This is a genomic window from Aliivibrio fischeri ATCC 7744 = JCM 18803 = DSM 507, from assembly GCF_023983475.1.
Taxonomy (GTDB): domain Bacteria; phylum Pseudomonadota; class Gammaproteobacteria; order Enterobacterales; family Vibrionaceae; genus Aliivibrio; species Aliivibrio fischeri.
In genome coordinates, this window is record NZ_CP092713.1 from 626,394 (window position 1) to 646,549 (window position 20,156).

Annotated in this window: 19 protein-coding genes; 10 read left to right on the forward strand and 9 right to left on the reverse strand. The window is 37.4% G+C overall.

Annotation, left to right across the window (positions count from 1 at the left end):
- Nucleotides 1–70: 70 nt before the first annotated feature.
- Together arsB and AVFI_RS16355 are read right to left on the reverse strand one after the other, a co-directional pair.
- Entirely contained in the window at nucleotides 71–1,111 is a 1,041-nt protein-coding gene (arsB, locus tag AVFI_RS16350; RefSeq protein WP_017018852.1) for an ACR3 family arsenite efflux transporter, read from the reverse strand.
- A 90-nt stretch (nucleotides 1,112–1,201) separates the two neighbouring features.
- Entirely contained in the window at nucleotides 1,202–1,543 is a 342-nt protein-coding gene (locus AVFI_RS16355) for an ArsR/SmtB family transcription factor (RefSeq protein WP_017018851.1), read from the reverse strand.
- Nucleotides 1,544–1,802: 259 nt separating this feature from the next.
- On the opposite strand from AVFI_RS16355, the gene AVFI_RS16360 reads away from it, so the two are divergent.
- The 4 genes from AVFI_RS16360 to AVFI_RS16375 all read left to right on the forward strand — a co-directional run bounded on the left by AVFI_RS16360 (nucleotide 1,803) and on the right by AVFI_RS16375 (nucleotide 5,031).
- Complete coding sequence (locus tag AVFI_RS16360; protein ID WP_054775898.1) at nucleotides 1,803–2,108, forward strand: hypothetical protein; 306 nt, start codon at nucleotides 1,803–1,805, stop codon at nucleotides 2,106–2,108.
- 71 nt (nucleotides 2,109–2,179) lie between these two features.
- Nucleotides 2,180–2,839, forward strand: coding sequence for a hypothetical protein (locus AVFI_RS16365; RefSeq protein ID WP_017018850.1), 660 nt, complete (start codon nucleotides 2,180–2,182; stop codon nucleotides 2,837–2,839).
- 552 nt (nucleotides 2,840–3,391) lie between these two features.
- A complete protein-coding gene (locus AVFI_RS16370) occupies nucleotides 3,392–4,393 on the forward strand; it encodes a 5'/3'-nucleotidase SurE (protein WP_005423361.1) in 1,002 nt (333 codons plus the stop codon).
- An 11-nt stretch (nucleotides 4,394–4,404) separates the two neighbouring features.
- Nucleotides 4,405–5,031, forward strand: coding sequence for a hypothetical protein (locus AVFI_RS16375; RefSeq protein ID WP_054775899.1), 627 nt, complete (start codon nucleotides 4,405–4,407; stop codon nucleotides 5,029–5,031).
- Nucleotides 5,032–5,088: 57 nt separating this feature from the next.
- Here AVFI_RS16375 and AVFI_RS16380 read toward each other — a convergent pair whose 3' ends face one another.
- Nucleotides 5,089–6,213: a M14 family metallopeptidase gene (locus AVFI_RS16380; RefSeq protein ID WP_054775900.1), complete on the reverse strand. Its 1,125-nt coding sequence runs from the start codon at nucleotides 6,211–6,213 to the stop codon at nucleotides 5,089–5,091.
- 36 nt (nucleotides 6,214–6,249) lie between these two features.
- On the reverse strand, nucleotides 6,250–7,404 hold the full coding sequence (locus tag AVFI_RS16385; protein WP_054775901.1) for an aminotransferase-like domain-containing protein: 1,155 nt from the start codon (nucleotides 7,402–7,404) through the stop codon (nucleotides 6,250–6,252).
- Nucleotides 7,405–7,516: 112 nt separating this feature from the next.
- Between AVFI_RS16385 and AVFI_RS16390 the strand changes: the two genes are divergently transcribed.
- On the forward strand, nucleotides 7,517–8,386 hold the full coding sequence (locus AVFI_RS16390; RefSeq protein WP_065621450.1) for an AraC family transcriptional regulator: 870 nt from the start codon (nucleotides 7,517–7,519) through the stop codon (nucleotides 8,384–8,386).
- Here AVFI_RS16390 and AVFI_RS16395 read toward each other — a convergent pair.
- Nucleotides 8,373–9,224, reverse strand: coding sequence for an EamA family transporter (locus tag AVFI_RS16395; RefSeq protein WP_188863718.1), 852 nt, complete (start codon nucleotides 9,222–9,224; stop codon nucleotides 8,373–8,375). The genes AVFI_RS16390 and AVFI_RS16395 overlap by 14 nt on opposite strands.
- Nucleotides 9,225–9,378: 154 nt before the next feature.
- On the opposite strand from AVFI_RS16395, the gene yghU reads away from it, so the two are divergent.
- Nucleotides 9,379–10,239, forward strand: a complete 861-nt coding sequence (gene yghU, locus AVFI_RS16400; protein ID WP_065640037.1) for a glutathione-dependent disulfide-bond oxidoreductase — start codon at nucleotides 9,379–9,381, stop codon at nucleotides 10,237–10,239.
- A gap of 109 nt (nucleotides 10,240–10,348) precedes the next feature.
- A protein-coding gene (locus AVFI_RS16405) for an IS3 family transposase (RefSeq protein WP_408580437.1) occupies nucleotides 10,349–11,577 on the forward strand; the annotation gives its coding sequence in 2 pieces (ribosomal slippage) (nucleotides 10,349–10,712 and nucleotides 10,712–11,577; 1,230 coding nt in all).
- Between the two features lie 84 nt (nucleotides 11,578–11,661).
- Here the strand turns inward: AVFI_RS16405 and AVFI_RS16410 are convergent.
- The gene (locus AVFI_RS16410) at nucleotides 11,662–12,849 is read right to left on the reverse strand and encodes a putative manganese transporter (protein ID WP_012535665.1); all 1,188 of its coding nucleotides are present in this window, start codon (nucleotides 12,847–12,849) and stop codon (nucleotides 11,662–11,664) included.
- Between the two features lie 314 nt (nucleotides 12,850–13,163).
- On the opposite strand from AVFI_RS16410, the gene astB reads away from it, so the two are divergent.
- Nucleotides 13,164–14,498 carry an N-succinylarginine dihydrolase gene (gene astB, locus AVFI_RS16415; protein ID WP_188863815.1) on the forward strand — a complete coding sequence of 445 codons (1,335 nt, stop codon included), beginning with the start codon at nucleotides 13,164–13,166 and terminating at the stop codon, nucleotides 14,496–14,498.
- A 121-nt stretch (nucleotides 14,499–14,619) separates the two neighbouring features.
- On the opposite strand, the gene AVFI_RS16420 is transcribed toward astB, so the two are convergent.
- On the reverse strand, nucleotides 14,620–15,810 hold the full coding sequence (locus tag AVFI_RS16420) for a leucine-rich repeat-containing protein kinase family protein (RefSeq protein WP_188863816.1): 1,191 nt from the start codon (nucleotides 15,808–15,810) through the stop codon (nucleotides 14,620–14,622).
- Between the two features lie 220 nt (nucleotides 15,811–16,030).
- On the opposite strand from AVFI_RS16420, the gene AVFI_RS16425 reads away from it, so the two are divergent.
- On the forward strand, nucleotides 16,031–16,837 hold the full coding sequence (locus AVFI_RS16425; protein WP_012535017.1) for a hypothetical protein: 807 nt from the start codon (nucleotides 16,031–16,033) through the stop codon (nucleotides 16,835–16,837).
- Between the two features lie 57 nt (nucleotides 16,838–16,894).
- On the opposite strand, the gene AVFI_RS16430 is transcribed toward AVFI_RS16425, so the two are convergent.
- Nucleotides 16,895–18,046: an OmpP1/FadL family transporter gene (locus AVFI_RS16430; protein WP_188863817.1), complete on the reverse strand. Its 1,152-nt coding sequence runs from the start codon at nucleotides 18,044–18,046 to the stop codon at nucleotides 16,895–16,897.
- A 235-nt stretch (nucleotides 18,047–18,281) separates the two neighbouring features.
- Between AVFI_RS16430 and AVFI_RS16435 the strand changes: the two genes are divergently transcribed.
- Complete coding sequence (locus AVFI_RS16435) at nucleotides 18,282–18,812, forward strand: lipocalin family protein (protein WP_065624306.1); 531 nt, start codon at nucleotides 18,282–18,284, stop codon at nucleotides 18,810–18,812.
- A gap of 80 nt (nucleotides 18,813–18,892) precedes the next feature.
- On the opposite strand, the gene AVFI_RS16440 is transcribed toward AVFI_RS16435, so the two are convergent.
- Nucleotides 18,893–20,152 carry a hydroxymethylglutaryl-CoA reductase gene (locus tag AVFI_RS16440; RefSeq protein ID WP_012534689.1) on the reverse strand — a complete coding sequence of 420 codons (1,260 nt, stop codon included), beginning with the start codon at nucleotides 20,150–20,152 and terminating at the stop codon, nucleotides 18,893–18,895.
- Nucleotides 20,153–20,156: the final 4 nt, after the last annotated feature.

Sequence of the window (20,156 nt, forward strand, 5' to 3'; positions counted from 1 at the left end):
TATTTTTATGAGAGGATAAAAAAATAGCCTTTAGTGAAAGCTAAAGGCTATTTTTGATTAAAGGATATATTTAAGCCGCCTTTTCTGTTTTCTTATCTTTCATTCTTAATGCAACGTTTACTAATGCAATAAGCACTGGTACTTCGATAAGAGGGCCAATAACACCAGCAAATGCTTGGTCTGAGTTTAAACCAAATACAGCGATTGAAACGGCAATGGCTAATTCAAAGTTATTACCTGTCGCAGTAAAAGCAATTGAAGCATTCTTGTCATAAGGGATCCCCATCTTTTTACCAATAAAGAAGCTAGAGAAAAACATTAAAACAAAGTAAATAGTCAATGGAATCGCAATACGTACTACATCCATTGGTAGTTCAAGGATCATTTCACCTTTTAAACTAAACATTAGAACGATAGTACCAAGTAATGCGATAAGTGTAATTGGTGAAATTTTCGGGATGAAAACAGTGTTGTACCATTCTTCCCCTTTTGCTGAAACCAAGATTTTACGACTTAAAAAACCAGCTAAAAATGGAATACCTAAATAAATTAAAACACTGTGGGCGATGTCCATCATAGAAATGTCTACAACCATGCTTTCGTAACCGAATACAGGAGGTAACACACTGATAAACAACCACGCCATAAAGCTATAAGTTACAATTTGGAATGCTGAGTTAATAGCTACTAAGGCTGCACCATACTCTTTATTACCACCACCAATATCGTTCCAAACTAATACCATTGCAATACAACGAGCCAAACCAATCAGAATGATCCCAACCATATAACCTGGATGATCGCCTAAAAAGATTAAGGCAAGAGCAAACATTAGAATAGGACCGACAATCCAGTTCATGATAAGAGAAAGAGTAACGGCTTGTTTATCTTTTACAACGGTACCAAGTAGGTTGTAATTCACTTTAGCTAATGGTGGATACATCATTAGTATTAAACCAATAGCTAGAGGAATATTGGTACTACCAACTGACATGGATTCATTCCATTCAGCAATTTGTGGAAACTGAACTCCAAGCAATACACCAATGGCCATGGCTAGGAAAATCCAGAGTGTAAGATATCTATCTAAGAAGCTAAGTTTTGGTTGCATGGTGGTTCCTTATTTTATTGAATCGTACATCGTCGAATTGCGATGGTAAGCATCAAAAAATACGCCATTATCTAAACGGCGTTATTCGTATTACATCAAGATAGATCGAGTTAACTGATCAAATGATGAAATACATTCGCGGTTTATTCGATAACACATTTTAGGTGGGATGGATTCTGCTGTGATGAATCCAGCCTGTTTTAATACTCTTAAATGCTCAGATACGGTTGATTGAGCAAGCCCAAGTTCAGAAACTAGATCGCTATTTAAACAACCCCCTGCTTTTTCTAAGTTTGATAGAATTTTTAAAATTCGAACTCGAGCAGGGTGAGCGAGTGCTTTTGCTAATGATGCAAAGTGTGTTTCTAACTGTAGTTCTTGTTCTGATGTTGAAAAAGAACTTTTATTTGTCGCTTTACATTCAGCTGTCATGTTTACTCGTATATCAATCGTGAAATTACGATTAACTATAGAGGTACTGCTAAAGAAGATCAAGACAAAATAAAAAGAAACTCAATTATGTTTACAAAATAATCGTGATAAAGCTCGAATAACAATGTGTTTTTCGATAAAAAAAGAGCAGATTTTTGTTGTTCTACCGATAAAGAAGTAGGTGATTAATTTATGGAGCAACATCATGATAAATGGAATTCAGACAGGAGCGGGGTTAACAACGTACCCTAAGCCTAGAATGCCGTTAAATTCAGTTCCTGTTTCTGCTGTTTCAATGAATGCTTTAAGTGTGCAGCGTGATACTGTCTCTTTATCAGTTGAAGGCAAAGCGTTATTACGTGCACTACAAGAAATAGAAAAAGACAGTAAACTGAAGCAATCAGAAACTGAAGGTGTCTCCGATCAAGTTGAATCGTTTGCCCATGGAGCGTTGGGTATTAATCATCCGGATGCGATTGAGGAAGAAGATGATACTTCTTATTCTGCAGGACAATATGTGTCAGCAGCGTTAACTGTTGGTGGGATACTACTTGCATTAGCTTAACGATTATTCATGTATTTCTAGTAATTAATAACGTAAAGTAGTTCTATCTTTTATTTATGGATTAATACGTTATGGCTCGATTGGGAATGGCGATACAACTTGTATTAGCGAGTTCTATTTTTTATTTAGGTTATACAATTTACTCTTTTACACACTCAATAAATACGGTTGTGGATCAATATCCAGAATTAATGAAAGAAGTAAATAAAACGGCTGATAAGTTAGAGATAGAACAATGGTTACTTTTGGCTCAGCATCTTGAAGAGCTAACGCCTCAAGCTCTTGAGCTGGTCAATGAAGTCAAAAATACCATTAATAATGTTAATCAAACGGTTGCTTCTGTTGATAGCAAAATTCCATTGATTCTTAATGAAGTGCAATCTATCAGGACTGAATCATTACCAGAAGTTATTACTGTAATGAATGCAGTAAATAAAGAAACAGTACCAAATACATTAATTGAACTGAAAAATTATCGTGAACAGGTATTCCCAAAAGCGTTTGTTGAAAGTAAAGGCTACCGCATAACAACGATTCCTGCGGTATTGAAAGAGTCTGAAAAGCTGCGTAAAGAAGTTCCTCCTATTATGCTAAGAGCTGATCAAATCATTGATAAAACAGAAGAACTTTCTCAACAAGCGACTCAAGGTGCGGTAAAAGGGGTGATAATGTCACCATTTAATTTATTAAAAGAAGCCGGAAATGAAATTCAGTCTAAGGTGAATGAGTAGTTTCTTATAAACATTACTAATTATGATAATAGCATTTTATTAAGTTTATTCTTTTGAAGTGCTATTAATAAATTATGTCCATCTGCAACAATACGCGACCATTTATTTTTTGGAATCGTATGCAAGTTGTTGAATATAAAACAGAGAGGACCATAATTACGCTGTCATATGAGTCTGGTTTTTTTCTACGTGATTCTAGTTATCTTTATGTATCTTTATATTCGTTAACACATAAAAAGAAACATGTATCAAAAATTGATATTAATATCCTTAATATCATAGATTCGAATTGGATTGAAAATTATGAAAATCTAATTTTAGAAAATTACTTTAATTAAAGGCATTTATTTAATTTATGAAGTGTGAACATAAAATGGAACTTTATCAAAAAGCCGATCTACTAAGATCGGCTTTTTTATTTCTATACACATGATTCACTTGTATGACGATATGCGTATGTATTTTTTCTTTAAACAAAATGTAACAAGAATTTCATAATTTACCGTTAAGTTTATTTTTGAATCAATAAGCACATAAATAGCAAGGAATTATATGAACATCAAAAATAGCTTCTTATCAGTATGTATTACGCCACTCATACTCTTGTCTCAACCTGCATCTGCGTTGAATATTGTTTTAACCAATGATGACAGCTGGAATACGAATAACATTCAAGCAATGAAGTCAGCTTTAATTGAGCAGGGCCATGATGTAATTATGAGCGCACCTTGTACCGGCCAAAGTGGTAAAGGTGGTGCGATTAACTTTTTTAAAGCGGTGAATGTTGATACCAGCCAGAGTGCTAATAACGAATATTGTGTAGGTGATACGGATACGACTCAAGCTTTTGAAGATTATACGGAAGGAACACCTGTCATGTCTGTTCTATATGGTATTGATGTAGCAGCTCAAGAACGATGGGGTAAGAATCCGGATCTTGTTGTTTCAGGACCAAATGAAGGAAATAATTTGGGTTATATGAACAATAATTCGGGTACGTTAGGTGCAACGATGATCGCACTTAGCCGAAATATTCCTGCGATCGCTGTTAGTGGTAGTGAAAATTCGGCACAAGATAGTGAGCAAGGAAAAAAAATAGCCAAAGTAGTCGTCGATGTTATAAATAATTTAGAAAAAACACGCATTGAAGGGCAGCCTCTACTGCCTGCTTATACTGGATTAAACATTAATACTCCTCATGATATAGATAATAATTTGGGTTATCTATATACCAATGTTGGTTGGAATGCGGGTGGAATAGAACTGAAATTTGTTTCTGATTTAAGCAATAATGAAATGATCATGGATTATGTTGTTAATATGCTCGTTGAAGAGCAAGGAATGTCAGAAGCACAAGCAAGAATTGTCGCTGAAGCAATGTTGCGTGATAAGCATGGTATTTCATTTATGGCAGGAGATGCGGGTGATACGGATGAAATGTCTGAAGGTGTAGCGGTTAAATCAGGTTATATCACTATTAGTACTATTGATGGTAATGTTCAAGCGACCCGAGCGAAAGCGGCATTAATTCAACAGCGTTTAATTGATTTATAAAGGTGATAGGCATGATTAGATTAGGTTTACCTGTCGGGTTATTACTTTTATTAACCGGGTGTCATGAGGTGTATTCACCGGGTGTATTTACTGGTGTTGCTACTAGCGAGAATGGTGATCCAATTAAAATTGAAATAACTGCGAGTGAGTCTGAAGATATTCTTATGACACAGTGGGATGATCGTGATCGACAAAGCAGCTATGTAGGACAAATGGATAATGAATCGAACCGCATCTCATTTAATAATGGAGAATATATGTGCTCTCCTGCAGAGAAAAAGTGGTTCTGTTCATCTTATGATAGTGATTTTGAATTGAGTCTTAAGCAAGAACTCCCGTTAGAGTTATCACAATTCTCTGGCCATTACACCGCATTGCTTGATGATGATATTTATAACTTAACCATTTCAGACAATGGTAAATTAGAGATGACATCTAATCATTGTAAAGATAAGGCTCAAGTTAATCTCATTCTTGAAGAGCAAGCGGCCTATTTTAGGATTAAGAGTAATTCTTGTTCGTTTGGTAAAACAAGAGGTTTAATAAACCTATCTACAGATAATGATGAATTAACCAGTTTGGAAATACAAAGTGATAATTGGCAGTTTCCACAAGTTTGGATTAAACAAATCAATTAAAGCAAATTGTTAAATAATAAAAGCCGATCATTTTAGATCGGCTTTTATCATTGTGAATTACAGTTTTCCAACGGTTGCCCAAATCGCACTTAAAACGTCTTGTCCAAAGGCGATGCTTCTTTCCGGCGACCAACCATATAGCTCATCAGCATAGCTAATATGATCTTTAAATGGCATTTCAACCGTGTAAGAGAGACACTTAAATTGCTCTCCAACCCAGTTTGAGCCCACCGTTAAATTAGCGGTTCCCGGTTCATCTTTGTCATAACCAATGTCATCTTGGAACTCAGGAGTAATGGTTAGCAATGCTTGCTTAAATGTGTTCTCAAGAGCTGCAATGCGGTCATCATATGATGGAATGCCTTCGCCTCCTGCTACAAAGTTATATGGAATCGCTTCATCACCGTGAATATCTAAGAACATATCAACACCTGTCTCTAACATACGTTCACGTACTAAAAAGACTTCAGGTGATCTTTCCATTGATGGTGTTTGCCATTCACGGTTTAAGTTTACGCCAATGGCATTGGTACGTAAGTGACCACGAATACTGCCATCAGGGTTCATGTTAGGAACAATATGGAACACGACTTTATCAAGCAGAGCGCGACCTACTGTATCGGTCTCATCTAACAAGCGAAGCAGTAAACCTTCAATAAACCATTCAGCCATGGTTTCCCCTGGGTGCTGGCGACCTGTGATCCAGATGTTCTTTTTACCTTCTGCAGGCTCACCAATGGTTAGAATACTGATGTCATTATTATCTAATGTGACCCCAAGAGTTTCTAATTGGCAGTTATGATGGGTTTGTGCACCGTGTAATAGATCTTGATGACGATCGTATGAGTAAGGCGCAAAGTAAGCAAAATACATTGAACGGTATTCTGGAATTACGTTAAAGCTTAGCGTGTCACCATCAAACTCAGTAGGAATACGGAACCATTCTTCACGATCATAAGACGCAACAACATCATAATCCTGCCAACCTTCTGGATAGGCTGATGTTGCTAAATTCAATATTTTGAAGTTATGTTCTTGCTGAGGCTGGCTCTCTAAGCGAAAGTGAAACCATTGGGAGATCTCAGTTTGATTATTGGCAGGAATGGTCAACTGGATATCATTAGGCGATTCTGCCGTTACTACATGAATATTGCCACTTTCAAAATTGCTGAATATTTTCATACTATTTCACTTCTTTAGATAAGAATTTGAATAAGGTTAATTGACTGACTTATTCAATACGTTTGTTAAACGATTTACCGCTTCTACTAACTCATTTGGTTTAGCATTAGTAAAGTTTAGTCGCAAAGCTGCAGGGCTGCCTTCTGGTTTTGGGTAAAACACAGGACTAGGAACAACAGCCACCCCATTGGCTATCAATGTGCTCGCAAGTTCAAATGTATCGCAATCTGGTAATGATACCCAAATAAACATGCCACCATCAACGGCGTTGACTTCACATTGTGCCGGAAGCTGGGCTTTAAGTTCATTGTATAAAACATCATAACGCTGTTTATAAAGCGTTTGGATGGTTTGCATATGCTGTTTAAATTTCTCATGTTTGAGTAAGCCAAGTAACAGGGCTTGCATAGGTACGCTTGAGTGTAAATCTGCGCCTTGCTTTACTTTAATTAATGGTTCGATATAACTCTTTTTACCTGTGACAACACCAATACGTAAACCTGGAGAGGCTATTTTAGAGAAAGAGCGTAATACAATTGAATCTTGAGGGCAGAAACTGGATACCATTGGCAACGCTTCGCCAGTAAAACGAAGTTCGCGATAAGGAGCATCTTCAATAAAAGCGACGTTATACTGAATACACAATTCAGCCACTTTTTTACGGGTTTTTAATGACCAACATACACCTGTTGGATTGTGGAAATCAGGAACCGCGTAAAACATTTTCGGTGACTCTTGAATAAAGCATTGCTCTAGTTCTTCAAGATTAGGTCCAAACTCCGTTTGAGATACGGTGGAAATACTTGCTTGAACTAACCCAAAGACTTGCATGGCACCAAGGTAGCTAGGTGCTTCCATTACCACAGTATCGCCCGGGTTAATGTAAGCTCGAGCAATCAAGTCTAGTCCTTGTTGAGAGCCAGTACATATCATTGGTAAGTGGTTTTCAGGCAATTCAAACTTCTGTGTAAGAAACTCTAAAAGTGGGGCGTAACCTGCTGTTGCACCATATTGAAAGACATCTGGCATATCAGATAAGCTTTCAAGAATTGGTTTCATTATTTCAATGGGAAAGGTCTCTTCATCAGGTAACCCACCAGCAAGAGAAATGACGTTTTTGTCTGAAGCCGCAGCCAGAATTTCTCTAATGTAAGAGGATTGAATTTGTTGCAGAGAATGAGCGATTTCCATATATGTTCCCATAAAATAATATTTTTTAACTGATCCGATAGTACAAGGCGTTGTATAACTTTGTTTGTCCGTTTATGCTTATAAATATGTCCATTTATGCTATTTTTCGATCATGAGCCGACAACATCTATCAAGAATTAATGATGTCTTATTTCATATTCACAAAGACATTAGCAAAGAGCTTGCAGTGAAAGATTTGGCAGATGTTGCTGCTTATTCTGAACAACATTTTCATCGGATCTTTAAACAAGTGGTGGGGGAATCCATTCATCAATATATTCGTCGTACAAGAATGGAGTATGCCGCAAACCAATTGATGTTTGATACAAAATCATCTGTACTAGATATTGCGAATACGTGTGGATTTAGTTCACTTTCTTCTTTTAGCCGTGCGTTTAAATCTACGTTTGGTATGGCTCCAGGGGAGTGGAGAAAACACGATTTACAAATATCGGATAAACCGTATTTAAAAGACGATGAAATTGCTGCAGGTTATGTCAGTGTGGCAGATAAACCATTACCTCAACCAAAAATTATTGAAGTAGAAGATAGACTTGCCGCTTATGTAAGGCATGAAGGATATAATCGTTCTATTCGAAATGCATGGTTAATATTAAAAGCGTGGGCAAATTCAGAAGAGCGTGATTTCTCAACTCAATTTGGCTTGCATCATTCTAATCCCGCATGGGTTGAATTAGCTAAATGTCGATATGTCGCATGTATAGCAATAGATAAACCACTTAAATATCGTGGTGTCGTGAATCAAATGGTGATCCCTGGAGGTTTACACGCCGTATTTAAGTTGAGTGGTGTATATGGGCAACTTCTTCCACAGATTAGTCATGTATTAGAGCGATGGCTGCCGGCGTCGGGATTTAAATTGAGATCAACACCGGCTTACGTTCGTTATCACAAAAACCATTTTTTAAATGAAAACGAAGAGTTTGAGTTAGATTTTTATTTACCAATTAGCTTTTATTAATGCTCTCAATGGTTATCTTTTTTCTTGCTTTTAGAGAGGCGATCATAATGGAGATAATCACAATAATCAGTGCTGATTTTTGACCTAAAGAAATAGGCTCATGATAAACCCACAATGCTAATGCTAGGTGGAATGTCGGTTCAATGTATTGCAATAAACTGATTTTACTTAATGGTGTTTTGAGTAATGAAATTGTTAGTAGCAAAATAGGCAACAGTTGCAGTGGGGCTGTCCCCACTAATAATCCCCATTCTGTTGAAGATAATCCAGATGAATGGGTTGTTATATACAATAGGGCTAGGGGAGCAAAAATAATATGTTCAAAGAAAATGGCACCAAAGGTATTAAATGTAACCAGTTTTTTTATGGCGATATAGCTAGCAAAAGAGACAGAGATAGCCAAGCTAAGTAAAGGTAATTGTTTATCTAAAGCAACATAGACAGCAATAGCCAATACCATTAAAAATAACGCAATTTTTTGATTTTTTTGGATTTGCTCTTTAAAGAAAATGAAGCCCATAAAAAACACCATTACAGGCGTAATGTAGAAGGCTAGAGAAGCCGCCATAATATTATTACTGATGGTGGCATAAACAAAACCGAGCCAAGATAGGTTCATCAAAATACCTGCAGCAGCAGCTAAGGCAATATTTTTAGGAGTGCATTGGGCTTTATTAATTAACTTGGGTTTGTAGGCGAAAAGTGCCACTAAGATTATCGCTGACCAAAAAATACGACTTGATAGGATCAACATAGGTTCCATGGTACCAAGTTGATGGAAATAAATAGGAACTAATCCCCAAACAATAAACGCTAATGCGCCAAAAAACGCTGACATTATGAACCTTAAATAGTTAATAGCGATAGAGCTGTGATTTTATGCTTATCAAGGTGCTTTGGCTATTTTTTCCGTATAGCGAATACATGGTTTTTTAGAAGTGGTCTATAGTAATAATGTGTAAATATTGAGCATGAATGAGTAAGGAGCGAGTATGAATAATCAATATGTACCCCCAAAAGTTTGGATATCAGAAACAGACAGCAGTGGTCAATGGGCGAGCATCAATCGACCATACTCAGGGGCAAGGCATGAGCGAGAATTGCCTATTGGTGAACATACTTTACAGCTGTACTCTTTAGCGACACCAAATGGACAAAAAGTGACGATTCTATTGGAAGAGTTGCTCGCATTAGGGATTAAAGAGGCCGAATATGACGCGTATTTAATTAATATTGGAGAGGGAGATCAATTTGCATCTGGCTTTGTTGATATTAACCCAAACTCAAAGATCCCTGCGCTAGTTGACCATTCTGTTGATCCTGAACTTCATGTATTTGAATCTGGTGCTATTTTATTGTATTTGGCTGATAAGTTTGGGCATTTTATTCCTAAAGATGTTTCTGGTCGTGCTCAAGTATTAAATTGGCTATTTTGGCTACAGGGCTCGGCTCCTTATTTAGGTGGTGGTTTCGGTCATTTCTATGCGTATGCGCCAGAAAAATATGAATACCCCATTAATCGATTCTCAATGGAGGCAAAACGCCAATTAGATGTGCTTGATAAGCAGCTTGCTACCACCAAATACATTGCTGGTAATGAATATAGTATTGCTGATATGGCTATTTGGCCTTGGTATGGCAATCTAGTATTAGGGAATTTATATGATGCAGCAGAGTTTTTAGATGTCGAAAGCTATGTGCATGTTCTTGAATGGGCAAAAGAGATAGCGCAACGAAAAGGGGTTCAACGTGGACGTATTGTAAACCGTTCATGGGGCGAACCATGGGAGCAAGTGCCAGAACGCCACAGTGCAGAAGATATTGATTTTATTTTGGATCTACAGCCTAAGTAAATCACGTTTTGTTTTACGTTTTAATACAAAAGGCGACAGCATAATACTGTCGCCTTTGTTGTTTCATCTGTCTCGTCCTGAAATGTGTTTACACATTTAGGACTTTTATATGACAAATCAAGAAAAAACAAAGAATAAGCGAACTCAACGCGATTATTCATTAGGCTTTAAATTGCAGCTTGTTGCCGCTATAGAAAAAGGCGATATGACCTATAAGCAAGCTCAAAACATTTATGGCATTCAAGGTCGATCTACCGTACTTACTTGGTTAAGAAAACACGGTAAGATGGACTGGTCTCAATCACCTAAGATTATTATGCCTAAATCCCCGAAAGCGAAAGAATCGCCTGCACAAAAAATTAAACGTTTAGAGCGAGAGCTTGATGATGAAAGAATGCGTAATTTATTACTTAATGAAGTAGTGAATATCATGGACGCAGAACATGGTGCAGGCCTTAGAAAAAAGTATATTGCCAAGGAGCAAGAAGTCTTCAAAAGCAGAAAATGATCAGCTTAGAGCGAGCTAGTCAGCTACTTGGCATTACAAGACAATGTATATACCAACAAGAACGTAGAGCTCTGAAACGTGCCGTTGAACTTTCACCGGTTAAAAATATGGTGCAAGAAATTCGTCGATATATGCCTCGTATTGGAGGTAAAAAATTATATTTTTTACTTAAGCCCAAATTCATCACTCATGGCATAAAGTTAGGCAGAGATAACTTTTTTTCCTATTTAAGAAATGAGTGCTTATTAGTAAAACCTAAACGAAGTTATACAAAAACTACCTATAGTAAGCATTGGATGAAAAAACATCCTAATTTACTTAAAGAAGTAACACCTCAAGCATCTGAAGAGGTTTTTGTTAGTGATATCACTTACGTTCAATCACAAAAAGGTATTCATTATTTATCTTTAGTAACAGATGCTTATAGTCGAAAGATAATGGGATATGAATTAAGTGATGAAATGAAAGCTACTGATGTAGTCAAAGCTCTTGATATGGCGATAGATAGCCGTCAATATCAAAGGAGTACGATTCATCATTCAGACCGAGGATTACAGTATTGTTCAAAGGTTTATCAGGAAAAATTGAATAAAAATGATATTAAGCCATCAATGACGGATGGTTATGATTGCTATCAAAATGCATTAGCAGAGCGAATAAATGGGATACTTAAACAAGAGTTTCTTTTGTATGACTGTAAAGATTTAGAGGAGTTAAGGCATTTAGTTGAAGAATCTATTTTTATTTATAATGAAATGCGGCCACATTTAAGCTTGGGAATGAGTACACCAAATCAAGTACACAAAAAAGCCAAGTGCGTACGCACTTAGCTTTCAATTAAAAATCGTCAACGTATTTTAGGACGAGACAATCTATTCGCATTTTCAGGTTTAGTTTATCTAGTTAGTGAAGCACTACATTTCAAATAGGAAGTAATAACCATAGCCAACCACAAAGGCAGGAACTGCTGAGTAGAAGGTTGCAACCATTGCCGCTTTTGGAGCTAGTGCAATCGCAGGGAAAAGTGCATCACCATCATTTGAAATTGCATTTGAAAGTTGTGCAGACATTGGCATAGCTCCTGATAGATATAGACTAGTTACCAGAATTTGAGGGCCACAGCCTGGCAGTAAACCAATTGCTAAACCAATTAATGGCATCCACATTCCATAACCTAAAAACACCGTGTGCAAGTTGATACCAGAAAAGTAAGTGGTTAATTCAAAAATTAAGAAAGCAACAATAACCCAGGCAGAAACAAAATTCGTATCTTGTGCTGCTTTTTGTATAGGGTGAGAACTTACGCACTTATTATCTTCAGAAACAGTCGATTGATAATCACTGATCTCTTTAGTTAATGCCCATAACATCATGCTGCCAATCGCTAATATTGCTCCAATCCATTCAATGCTATGTTCTGGTAGGTGAAACAATTGGTTAATATCGACTTGGAATGAGCCTAAAACCGCAACAATTGTTGCTGGAATTAATACCAACTTCCAAAAAGTGCCTTGTAGATTAATCGCTTTTACTTGTAAACATGGAATATCTTGTTTAGTTGGTTCTTTAATTTGTGGTGATTCAGGACGCAAGAAGTCATCTTTATGGATAGCGTTTACTACCATCCCTGAAACAATACCAACAACAACGCCTAATGCCATTACACCAAACCCAACTTTTGGTTGAGCTGCAATTAATAAGAAAGCGGCATCTCCCATGGTTGCTGTTAATACTGCGACGACAGAACCGAATCCTACCTTTCCGCTAATATATTGAGTCGTAACAACAATGGCACCACCACAGCCTGGAAGTGCGCCAAGTAGAGATGAGAAGACAACTTGGTTAGTACGAGATTTGTTATACAAAGCAGTAATACGATTGGTTTTACCCATGATATTTGAAAGGTAATGATAAATAACTAAGGTAAAAGCAACGTAGGTTGAAACCGCCCAAAAAGCATCAGATAGAGTTGTAACGGTAAGGTCTCGTGTTGTTTCTGCACCAACTAATGCTAGTAAAGTGATAGGTAATATTAAGCGTTTATGTTGCAAAGAAAATTGCGACAACGAAAGCGATTGAGAAAATGAATTAGTAGTCATCATAATAAAAAACCATTAGTAAATGCAAATGAGAATTATTATCAACTATCATTTTAATAGGTTTTATCAATGATGGTTTTTGTGGTGTAAGGAGGCTTTATAACGTTTCAGAATAAAAATCTGCATAGTTATTTTATGACAGAGAATAGTTAATTAAATTGTGGTAAATGTTAAATAAAAGTTGTGATAGTGCGCTTGTTTGATGATATCAAATGCTACTGATTAGAGATAAGTTTGCTAATATCGATGCCAAAGAGTGAGCCAAAGAGTGAGCCAAAGAGCTTAACAAGTAGCAGTTAACAGTCATGAGGGAATATATGAAAGCAGTTGAATCAAACTTTGATGGGCTCGTTGGGCCTACACATAATTACAGCGGCTTGTCGGTTGGTAATATCGCCTCTAAAAGCAATCAATCTGGTGTGTCTAATCCCAAACAAGCAGTAAAGCAAGGTTTGGAAAAAATGAAAGCATTGCATGATATGGGGTTTGTTCAAGGGGTGCTTGCACCACAGGAGCGTCCAGATATCCATACACTTCGACGTTTAGGTTTTTCTGGCTCTGATTCTGAAATACTAAAAAAGTCATATCAATATTCACCTCAATTACTTGCTGCTTGTTCTTCTGCATCAAGTATGTGGACGGCCAATGCAGGTACTGTCTCTCCAAGTGCTGATACAACAGATGGGAAAGTCCATTTTACACCAGCTAATTTAATTAATAAGTTTCACCGTTCGATAGAGGACCAAGTCACGGGAAATATTTTAAAAGCCACTTTTTCTGATGAGGAGCACTTTGTTCACCATCAAGCATTACCACACAGTGATTACTTTGGTGATGAAGGCGCTGCAAATCACACTCGTTTTTGTCGTGAGTATGGTGAACAAGGGGTGGAGTTTTTTGTTTTTGGAAAAAGCGCCTTTAATGAGAGTTACCTTGCTCCGAAAAAATACCCAGCACGTCAGACATTAGAAGCGAGTGAGGCTATCGCTCGTACACATGGTTTACGTGAGCAATTTACCGTATTTGCACAACAGAATCCCGATGTTATTGACCAAGGTGTCTTTCATAACGATGTAATTGCTGTGGGAAATAAGAATACATTGTTTTGTCACCAACAAGCTTTTTTGAATCAAGAAAAAGTGAAATCTGATTTATGTGCTTCTTATGGTTCTGGCTTTAATGTTATTGAGGTACCAACTGATAAAGTATCCGTTCAAGATGCCGTAGAAACGTATCTGTTTAATAGTCAGTTAATCACTAAAGCTGATGGAACTACTTTGATTATTCTTCCTGAGCATTGTCGTCAAAATTCAAGAGTATGGGCTTATTTAAATGAGCTAGTAGAGCAAAAGTGTGGTATTGATGAGTTACATACCTTTGATTTAAAACAGAGTATGCAAAATGGTGGTGGACCAGCGTGTTTGCGTTTGCGAGTCGTGTTAAATGAAGCTGAGCAAAAGGCGGTAAATCAACATACGTTAATGAGTGAAGAGCTATTTACGACTCTTAATCTATGGGCTGATAAGCATTATCGAGACCGTATTGAAGATAAAGATCTTGCGGATCCTCAATTGCTAGTAGAATCTCGCTCAGCATTAGATGAATTAACGCAAATCATGCATTTAGGTTCTATTTATCCATTTCAAAAGTAGCGGAATAATCTGTTACTTTTTTAATAGTTAACTAATTAATAATTAAATAAAAAGCCTTAACTGTAGGATTATTTAAGGCTTTTTAATTTTTGAAGTTTACATTGTAAATTTTAGTTTCTCTTTAGTGTTCGCATACACTCATTAAGTCATCAATAAAATGGTTAAGTGCTCGCTTTTCAATGGTTCTTATCTTTTGTTGCTGTGTAGTACTTAGCATGTGGTACATACTGGCGGCACCAAAATCACCAAAGATAATATTTGCTTCATTATCAAATAGCGTGTTGTGTGCGTATAGATCCCCATGACACACTTGATTATCATGCAGGTGGTTGAATACATTGCACATTTCTGATGTCATTTTATTTATTTTTTCGAGTGATAAACTGAATCCATTAGGGAAAGTATCCCGTGTACAACTTTCTAAACTAGGTGGTAAACCTAAGTTTTTGTAATGCGCAGGGATCAAGTTCATGATCAACGCGAGATGATTTTCTTCATTAACTTGTGCTAACGATTGTACCAAACTTGGGTGATTGCCTACTTTTAAACACGCTTGCAACTCATCTTCAGGGTATCCATCACTTGTGACTTCGCCTTTAAATACTTTAACAGCGATCTCTTGTGGGAAATCCGTTTGCGCTTTATTCCAATGAGCTTTAGAAATAACGCCAGATGCGCCTTGACCTAATACACTTTCTAACGTGTAGTCACTTGAAGAGACCGTAGGTACTGATTTGATTTTTAGATCTGATTTACAGAATGGATTACCAGCAAAAGCAAACCAAGCCAATTTTGGTAAATCAAGTAGTTGATCTGGACATTTTGTTAATTGATTTGCAGAAATACGCAGTAATTCTAAATTGTGTAGCTGAGATAAATTATCTGGTAGTTCGGTTAGTTTATTTCCGGCTAATGCCAGTTTTTGCATTAAATTACATTCACCTAAAGCATCTGGCACTGTTTTGAGTTGGTTGTCCGTTAAGATAAGCCAGCGTAATTTCGGTGGAAAAGCGTTTTCGGGGATCTGTTTAATCTGGCATGACTTAAACCCAATCATTTCAAGGTTTTCACATTGTGCCAGAGCATCAGGAAATACAGTAAACGGGTTATTTGATGCAAAAAAGATCTTTAATTTCGATAATTGATTTATCTCATTTGGTAGCGTAGTTAGTTGATTGTTTGATAAATCTAAGATCTCTAATGAATCCGCAAGAGATAAGATTTCTTTTGGAAATTCAGTGAGTTGTTCACTTAATTGTAATCGGGTAATTCCTTGTAATTCACCAGATTGTAACTGCGCTAATGTGTGCAAATCTTTTACCTATTTAATAACAATATTGTTTTTGAATATTCAATCCGTTGATTGTACGGTTTTGGTGGATAAAAATCTAACATATCAAAATAGTTATATTCGATATAACCTCCATATCATTGGCTCAGCTGTATCCATCGCGTATCGTCCCTTTGTTGATAAAAATATTTATATTCAATGCATTGCTTTGACTTTGCTTATAACTATAGGGGATATTGAAATGAAGAAGTGTACGACAAGATCGTTATTTACGCTTGTTGGACTGTCTATTTTTAGTGGTACTGTGCTTGCTGACGACAAACAAGATGATGTTCAAGATATGTCAGATCCATTGGCCGTTTATACTCAAGCTGGTGCAGGCTATACCGATAAGGGATTGAACTTAAAAATAGGTCAAACGTATGATACGGGCAGTGATATTACGATGGGTATGAATGTCATCGAGATCAAAGGTATTGCTGGTGAGGCTGTTGGTTGGAATGGCGATGCTCGTGCAAATAATGATGATAGTATTGACTCGATACGTTTCCGTAATTTTAGTGTTGATTTAACCAATGGCCGTGGTGCTCAGATTGATGTTGATTGGAATTTTGATCGTAACCAAGGCTCAGCTTCTTACAGTTTTATACAGGCTCTTCCAAAAATGGGCCCTGTTAGTTTATATCCTTTAGCTGGTTTGGGTTTAGCTGCTGGAGAATCCTATGATGTTGGCGATCAAGGTGCTGCTCAGGCACAAGATCGTTATGATTTGCACGGTTCTTTTTATGTGGCAGGGCTGTATAGTAAAATTGAAGTTACCGACAAAATTTGGATTAACTATAACCCAATGTATTTAGGGACGGTTTCAGGATCTGATGAATATAAAAATAATGCTTACGGCGTAGATAATGACGCAATGTTAACTCACGAAGCCGCTATTAGTTATCAGATCACGAAACGATCTAATATTCGTTATTTTGCTAATTGGACTGAAGATACACACTTTGCAGACGGTGATCACCGAATTGAATTTAACTATCAATTTTAACGATCCGACAAATTAAAATGGCTTACCAACTCAATTGGTAGGCCATTTATTTTTTCTTTAAAAAGTAAAGTTTACGCCCACAAAGTGGATTCTGCCGTCGAAGGAGCCATCTACATTTAAACGATCCATATCAACAGAGCCTAAATCGGCGTATTCATAAAACATATCCATTGTAATACCGTCCCATGATGTGGATGCACCAACAGAGTAGCGATATTGTTCACCTACCGGTAAATCTACCCATTGCATCGAAGGATCATCTTGAGGTGAGGTTTCATATGAGAATCCGGCCTTTAAACGCCAATCAGAATTCAGACGATAATCAGCACCGATGGCAAATTTCCATACATCATCCCAATCTCGTTTTATTTCGGCACCACCATTACCTAGGTTTGCGTCTAAAATGGTCGAATCCCAGTGGCTCCAACGGTGCAGCTGTATGCTACTTAATAAGTTTACATCTTTACTTAATGCATAATTGGTGCTGAGATCAACAATATCAGGCATGATCATTCCACTCGAAAGTGTTGGATTAGCGTTATCTAAGCGAATGTTATTATTAAATTCATGCTCAAGTTTTGAACGGTAGCTTAAGCCCATGGATGCTTGTTCAGAAACTTGATACATAACCCCTAAATTATAGCCATATGCCCAATCAGAATCTTTTTCAGCGGTAATTCCTGACATTGATTGCTCAAAAGAAGCCCAACTAAATTGTAAGCCAGCCCCTAATGATAATCGTTCATTTACTTGATAACTTAAAGCAGGATTTAACTGCATTGCAGTCAAGCTGATATCTTCTAATAGTTTACTGCCAGCCCAATCACTACCATAGTCTAAACTTGAGCCACCAACAGCGCCAAGCGCTAAACCAAAGTGTAATTTGTCTGTTATCGCTTGAGTATGAAAAGCGCCGGCTGAAGGTAAAATTGAATGTGCTCTGCCATCTTCTGAACCATTGTTATCATTAAATTTCATTTCTAAATCAAACGCCATGGCATTGATGGTTGTTTTACTTTCTCCCATGTAGGACATGGTGGCAGGGTTTGTCCACATTGCAGCCGCAGATTCAGTGTAAACGCCGTCTCCTGCGCCTGTTGTACCAGCATTCGCAACGGTTGCTTCCTGAAGAAATAATCCGCTAGAAAAGGCATTAAAACTGAGCAAAACAGCAGAGGCAGTTAAAGAGTAGCTAAAAAAGGGTTTCATAAAGTGCTCTTATATTAATTATCAAAAGGGCATGAAAAGTACTCATGCGTATAATAAAAATGCGATTAGTCACAAATTTATTTTTGGTTTTATGATAAATAAAAATAAATACCATTTAGGAATAATGAATATTCCAAACCGTAATAAATAAAGGCGCAGTCATATTTAACTATGGGATGATCTTTTTGTTGAAAAGTATCGTAATAACAAAAAGATAAGAGTAATGGAGACAATGATGTTTAAAAGTATAAGTAAAGTGGGTTTTGGGGCTGTTATTTTGATGATGCTCAATGGATGTTTGGGAATGCCAAAAGGCGTAGAACCCGTTACAGGCTTTGAGTTGAATCGCTATCTTGGTACTTGGTATGAGATAGCTCGTTTGGATCATTCTTTTGAAGATGGTTTGAGTCAAGTAAGTGCAGAATACTCAATTAATGAGGATGGCAGTGTAAAGGTTATTAATCGTGGTTTTTCAGATCAAGATCAACAATGGAATGAGGCTTTAGGTAAAGCAAAATTTGTTGATGGAAGTGATGAGGGGTATTTAAAAGTTTCTTTCTTTGGTCCTTTCTATGGTTCTTATGTTGTTTTTGAGTTAGATAAAGAAAATTATCAATATGCTTTTGTTTCAGGTCCTGACCTCGATTATTTATGGCTACTCTCTCGAACTAAAAAAGTGGACCAAGAAGTGATTGAACGTTTTGTATCAACTGCTAAATCACTTGGTTTTAAAACAAATGAACTTATCTTTGTTGAGCAGAAATAATAAAACGATATATAACAAATAAAAGAAATGGCACCCATATTAAGTGCCATTTTTTATATGGAAACCTGACATTATTTTAATTAACGAGCTAATTTATGATGTGCTCGAGAGAAGTGCCCCGCACAGAATGCCCCTACGATGGATAACTCTCCAGCTAAGCATAAAGCTGCGCATACTTCAGCCAGTGCTTGAGATTTACCAGCACCATGTAATCCCATTAATTCTAAGCACGCTTTTTGACTTGGTAATCCGGTACCACCGCCAACTGTACCAAGCATAAGGTTAGGCAGAGTGACACTTGCGTATAAGTCCCCATTTCTATCGACTTCAATGCGAGTCATCCCAATGGCTGATTCAGCCACACACGCCGCATCTTGCCCACAAGCGATATAAAGAGCAGCTAGGGCGTTAGCATAATGTGCATTAATACCTATAGTTCCGCTGAGCGTCGCACCAACTGTACTCATTTGAGTAAACTGCATCATTTTTTCAGGGGTAGTGTGTAGGTACTTTTTCACTAACTCCGCAGGAATGTGTGCTTCGGCAGTGACTTTTTTGCCGCGAACACTGCGCAAGGTTTGGCTGCTTGCTTTTTTATCTCCTGATAAATTGCCATCTAAATAAGCATTTTCAGGCGTGATAGGGGAGTTTTCCATGATGTAGCTAAACACGGCATTGGTCGCAATGGTTACCATGTTTTGTCCTGAAGCATCACCAGTTAAAAACTCGAATACTAAATAAACATGATTGCCTTCAATACTGATATTAATGTCGCTGAGTTTCCCATGAGAGGTGGTGGACTCTGCTAGTTGTTTGAATGTGTCGTATTGAGTCACTGCCCATGCCACAAATTGTCCCGCTTCGGCTAGACCAAAAAAGGCAAACGCAGGCGTTCGTGTTACCCCTTCGTTTAACAGCATTGCACTTGCGCCGCCACTTGCCGTCAATAGCTGTGCTCCACGGTTATAAGAGGCGACTAAGGCGGCTTCTGTGGTGGCAAGAGGCACTAAGTAATCATCATTGGCAAATAATCCATTCACACGTAATGGGCCAGCAAGACCAACAGGCAGTTTCACCGTGCCAATAAAATGCTCGATGTTTTTCTCGTACACATGCATTTGATTTTGGGTGTGTGGATCAAGAAGTTCTGATTGGAGTTCAGGTTTTGCAAGTTTATCCCAACGACGAGTAAGGTTCTTTTCTGTTAGATAAGGGCTTGGAGTGATTTTATTGTGTGGTTTTTCAAAATGAGGGTTGAGCGATTGCTCTAATTTATCTGCAGAGATATCGCCTCCTAAGATTGAAACATAGTCACGGCGATGCAGATTCAGTTTTGGCATAAGA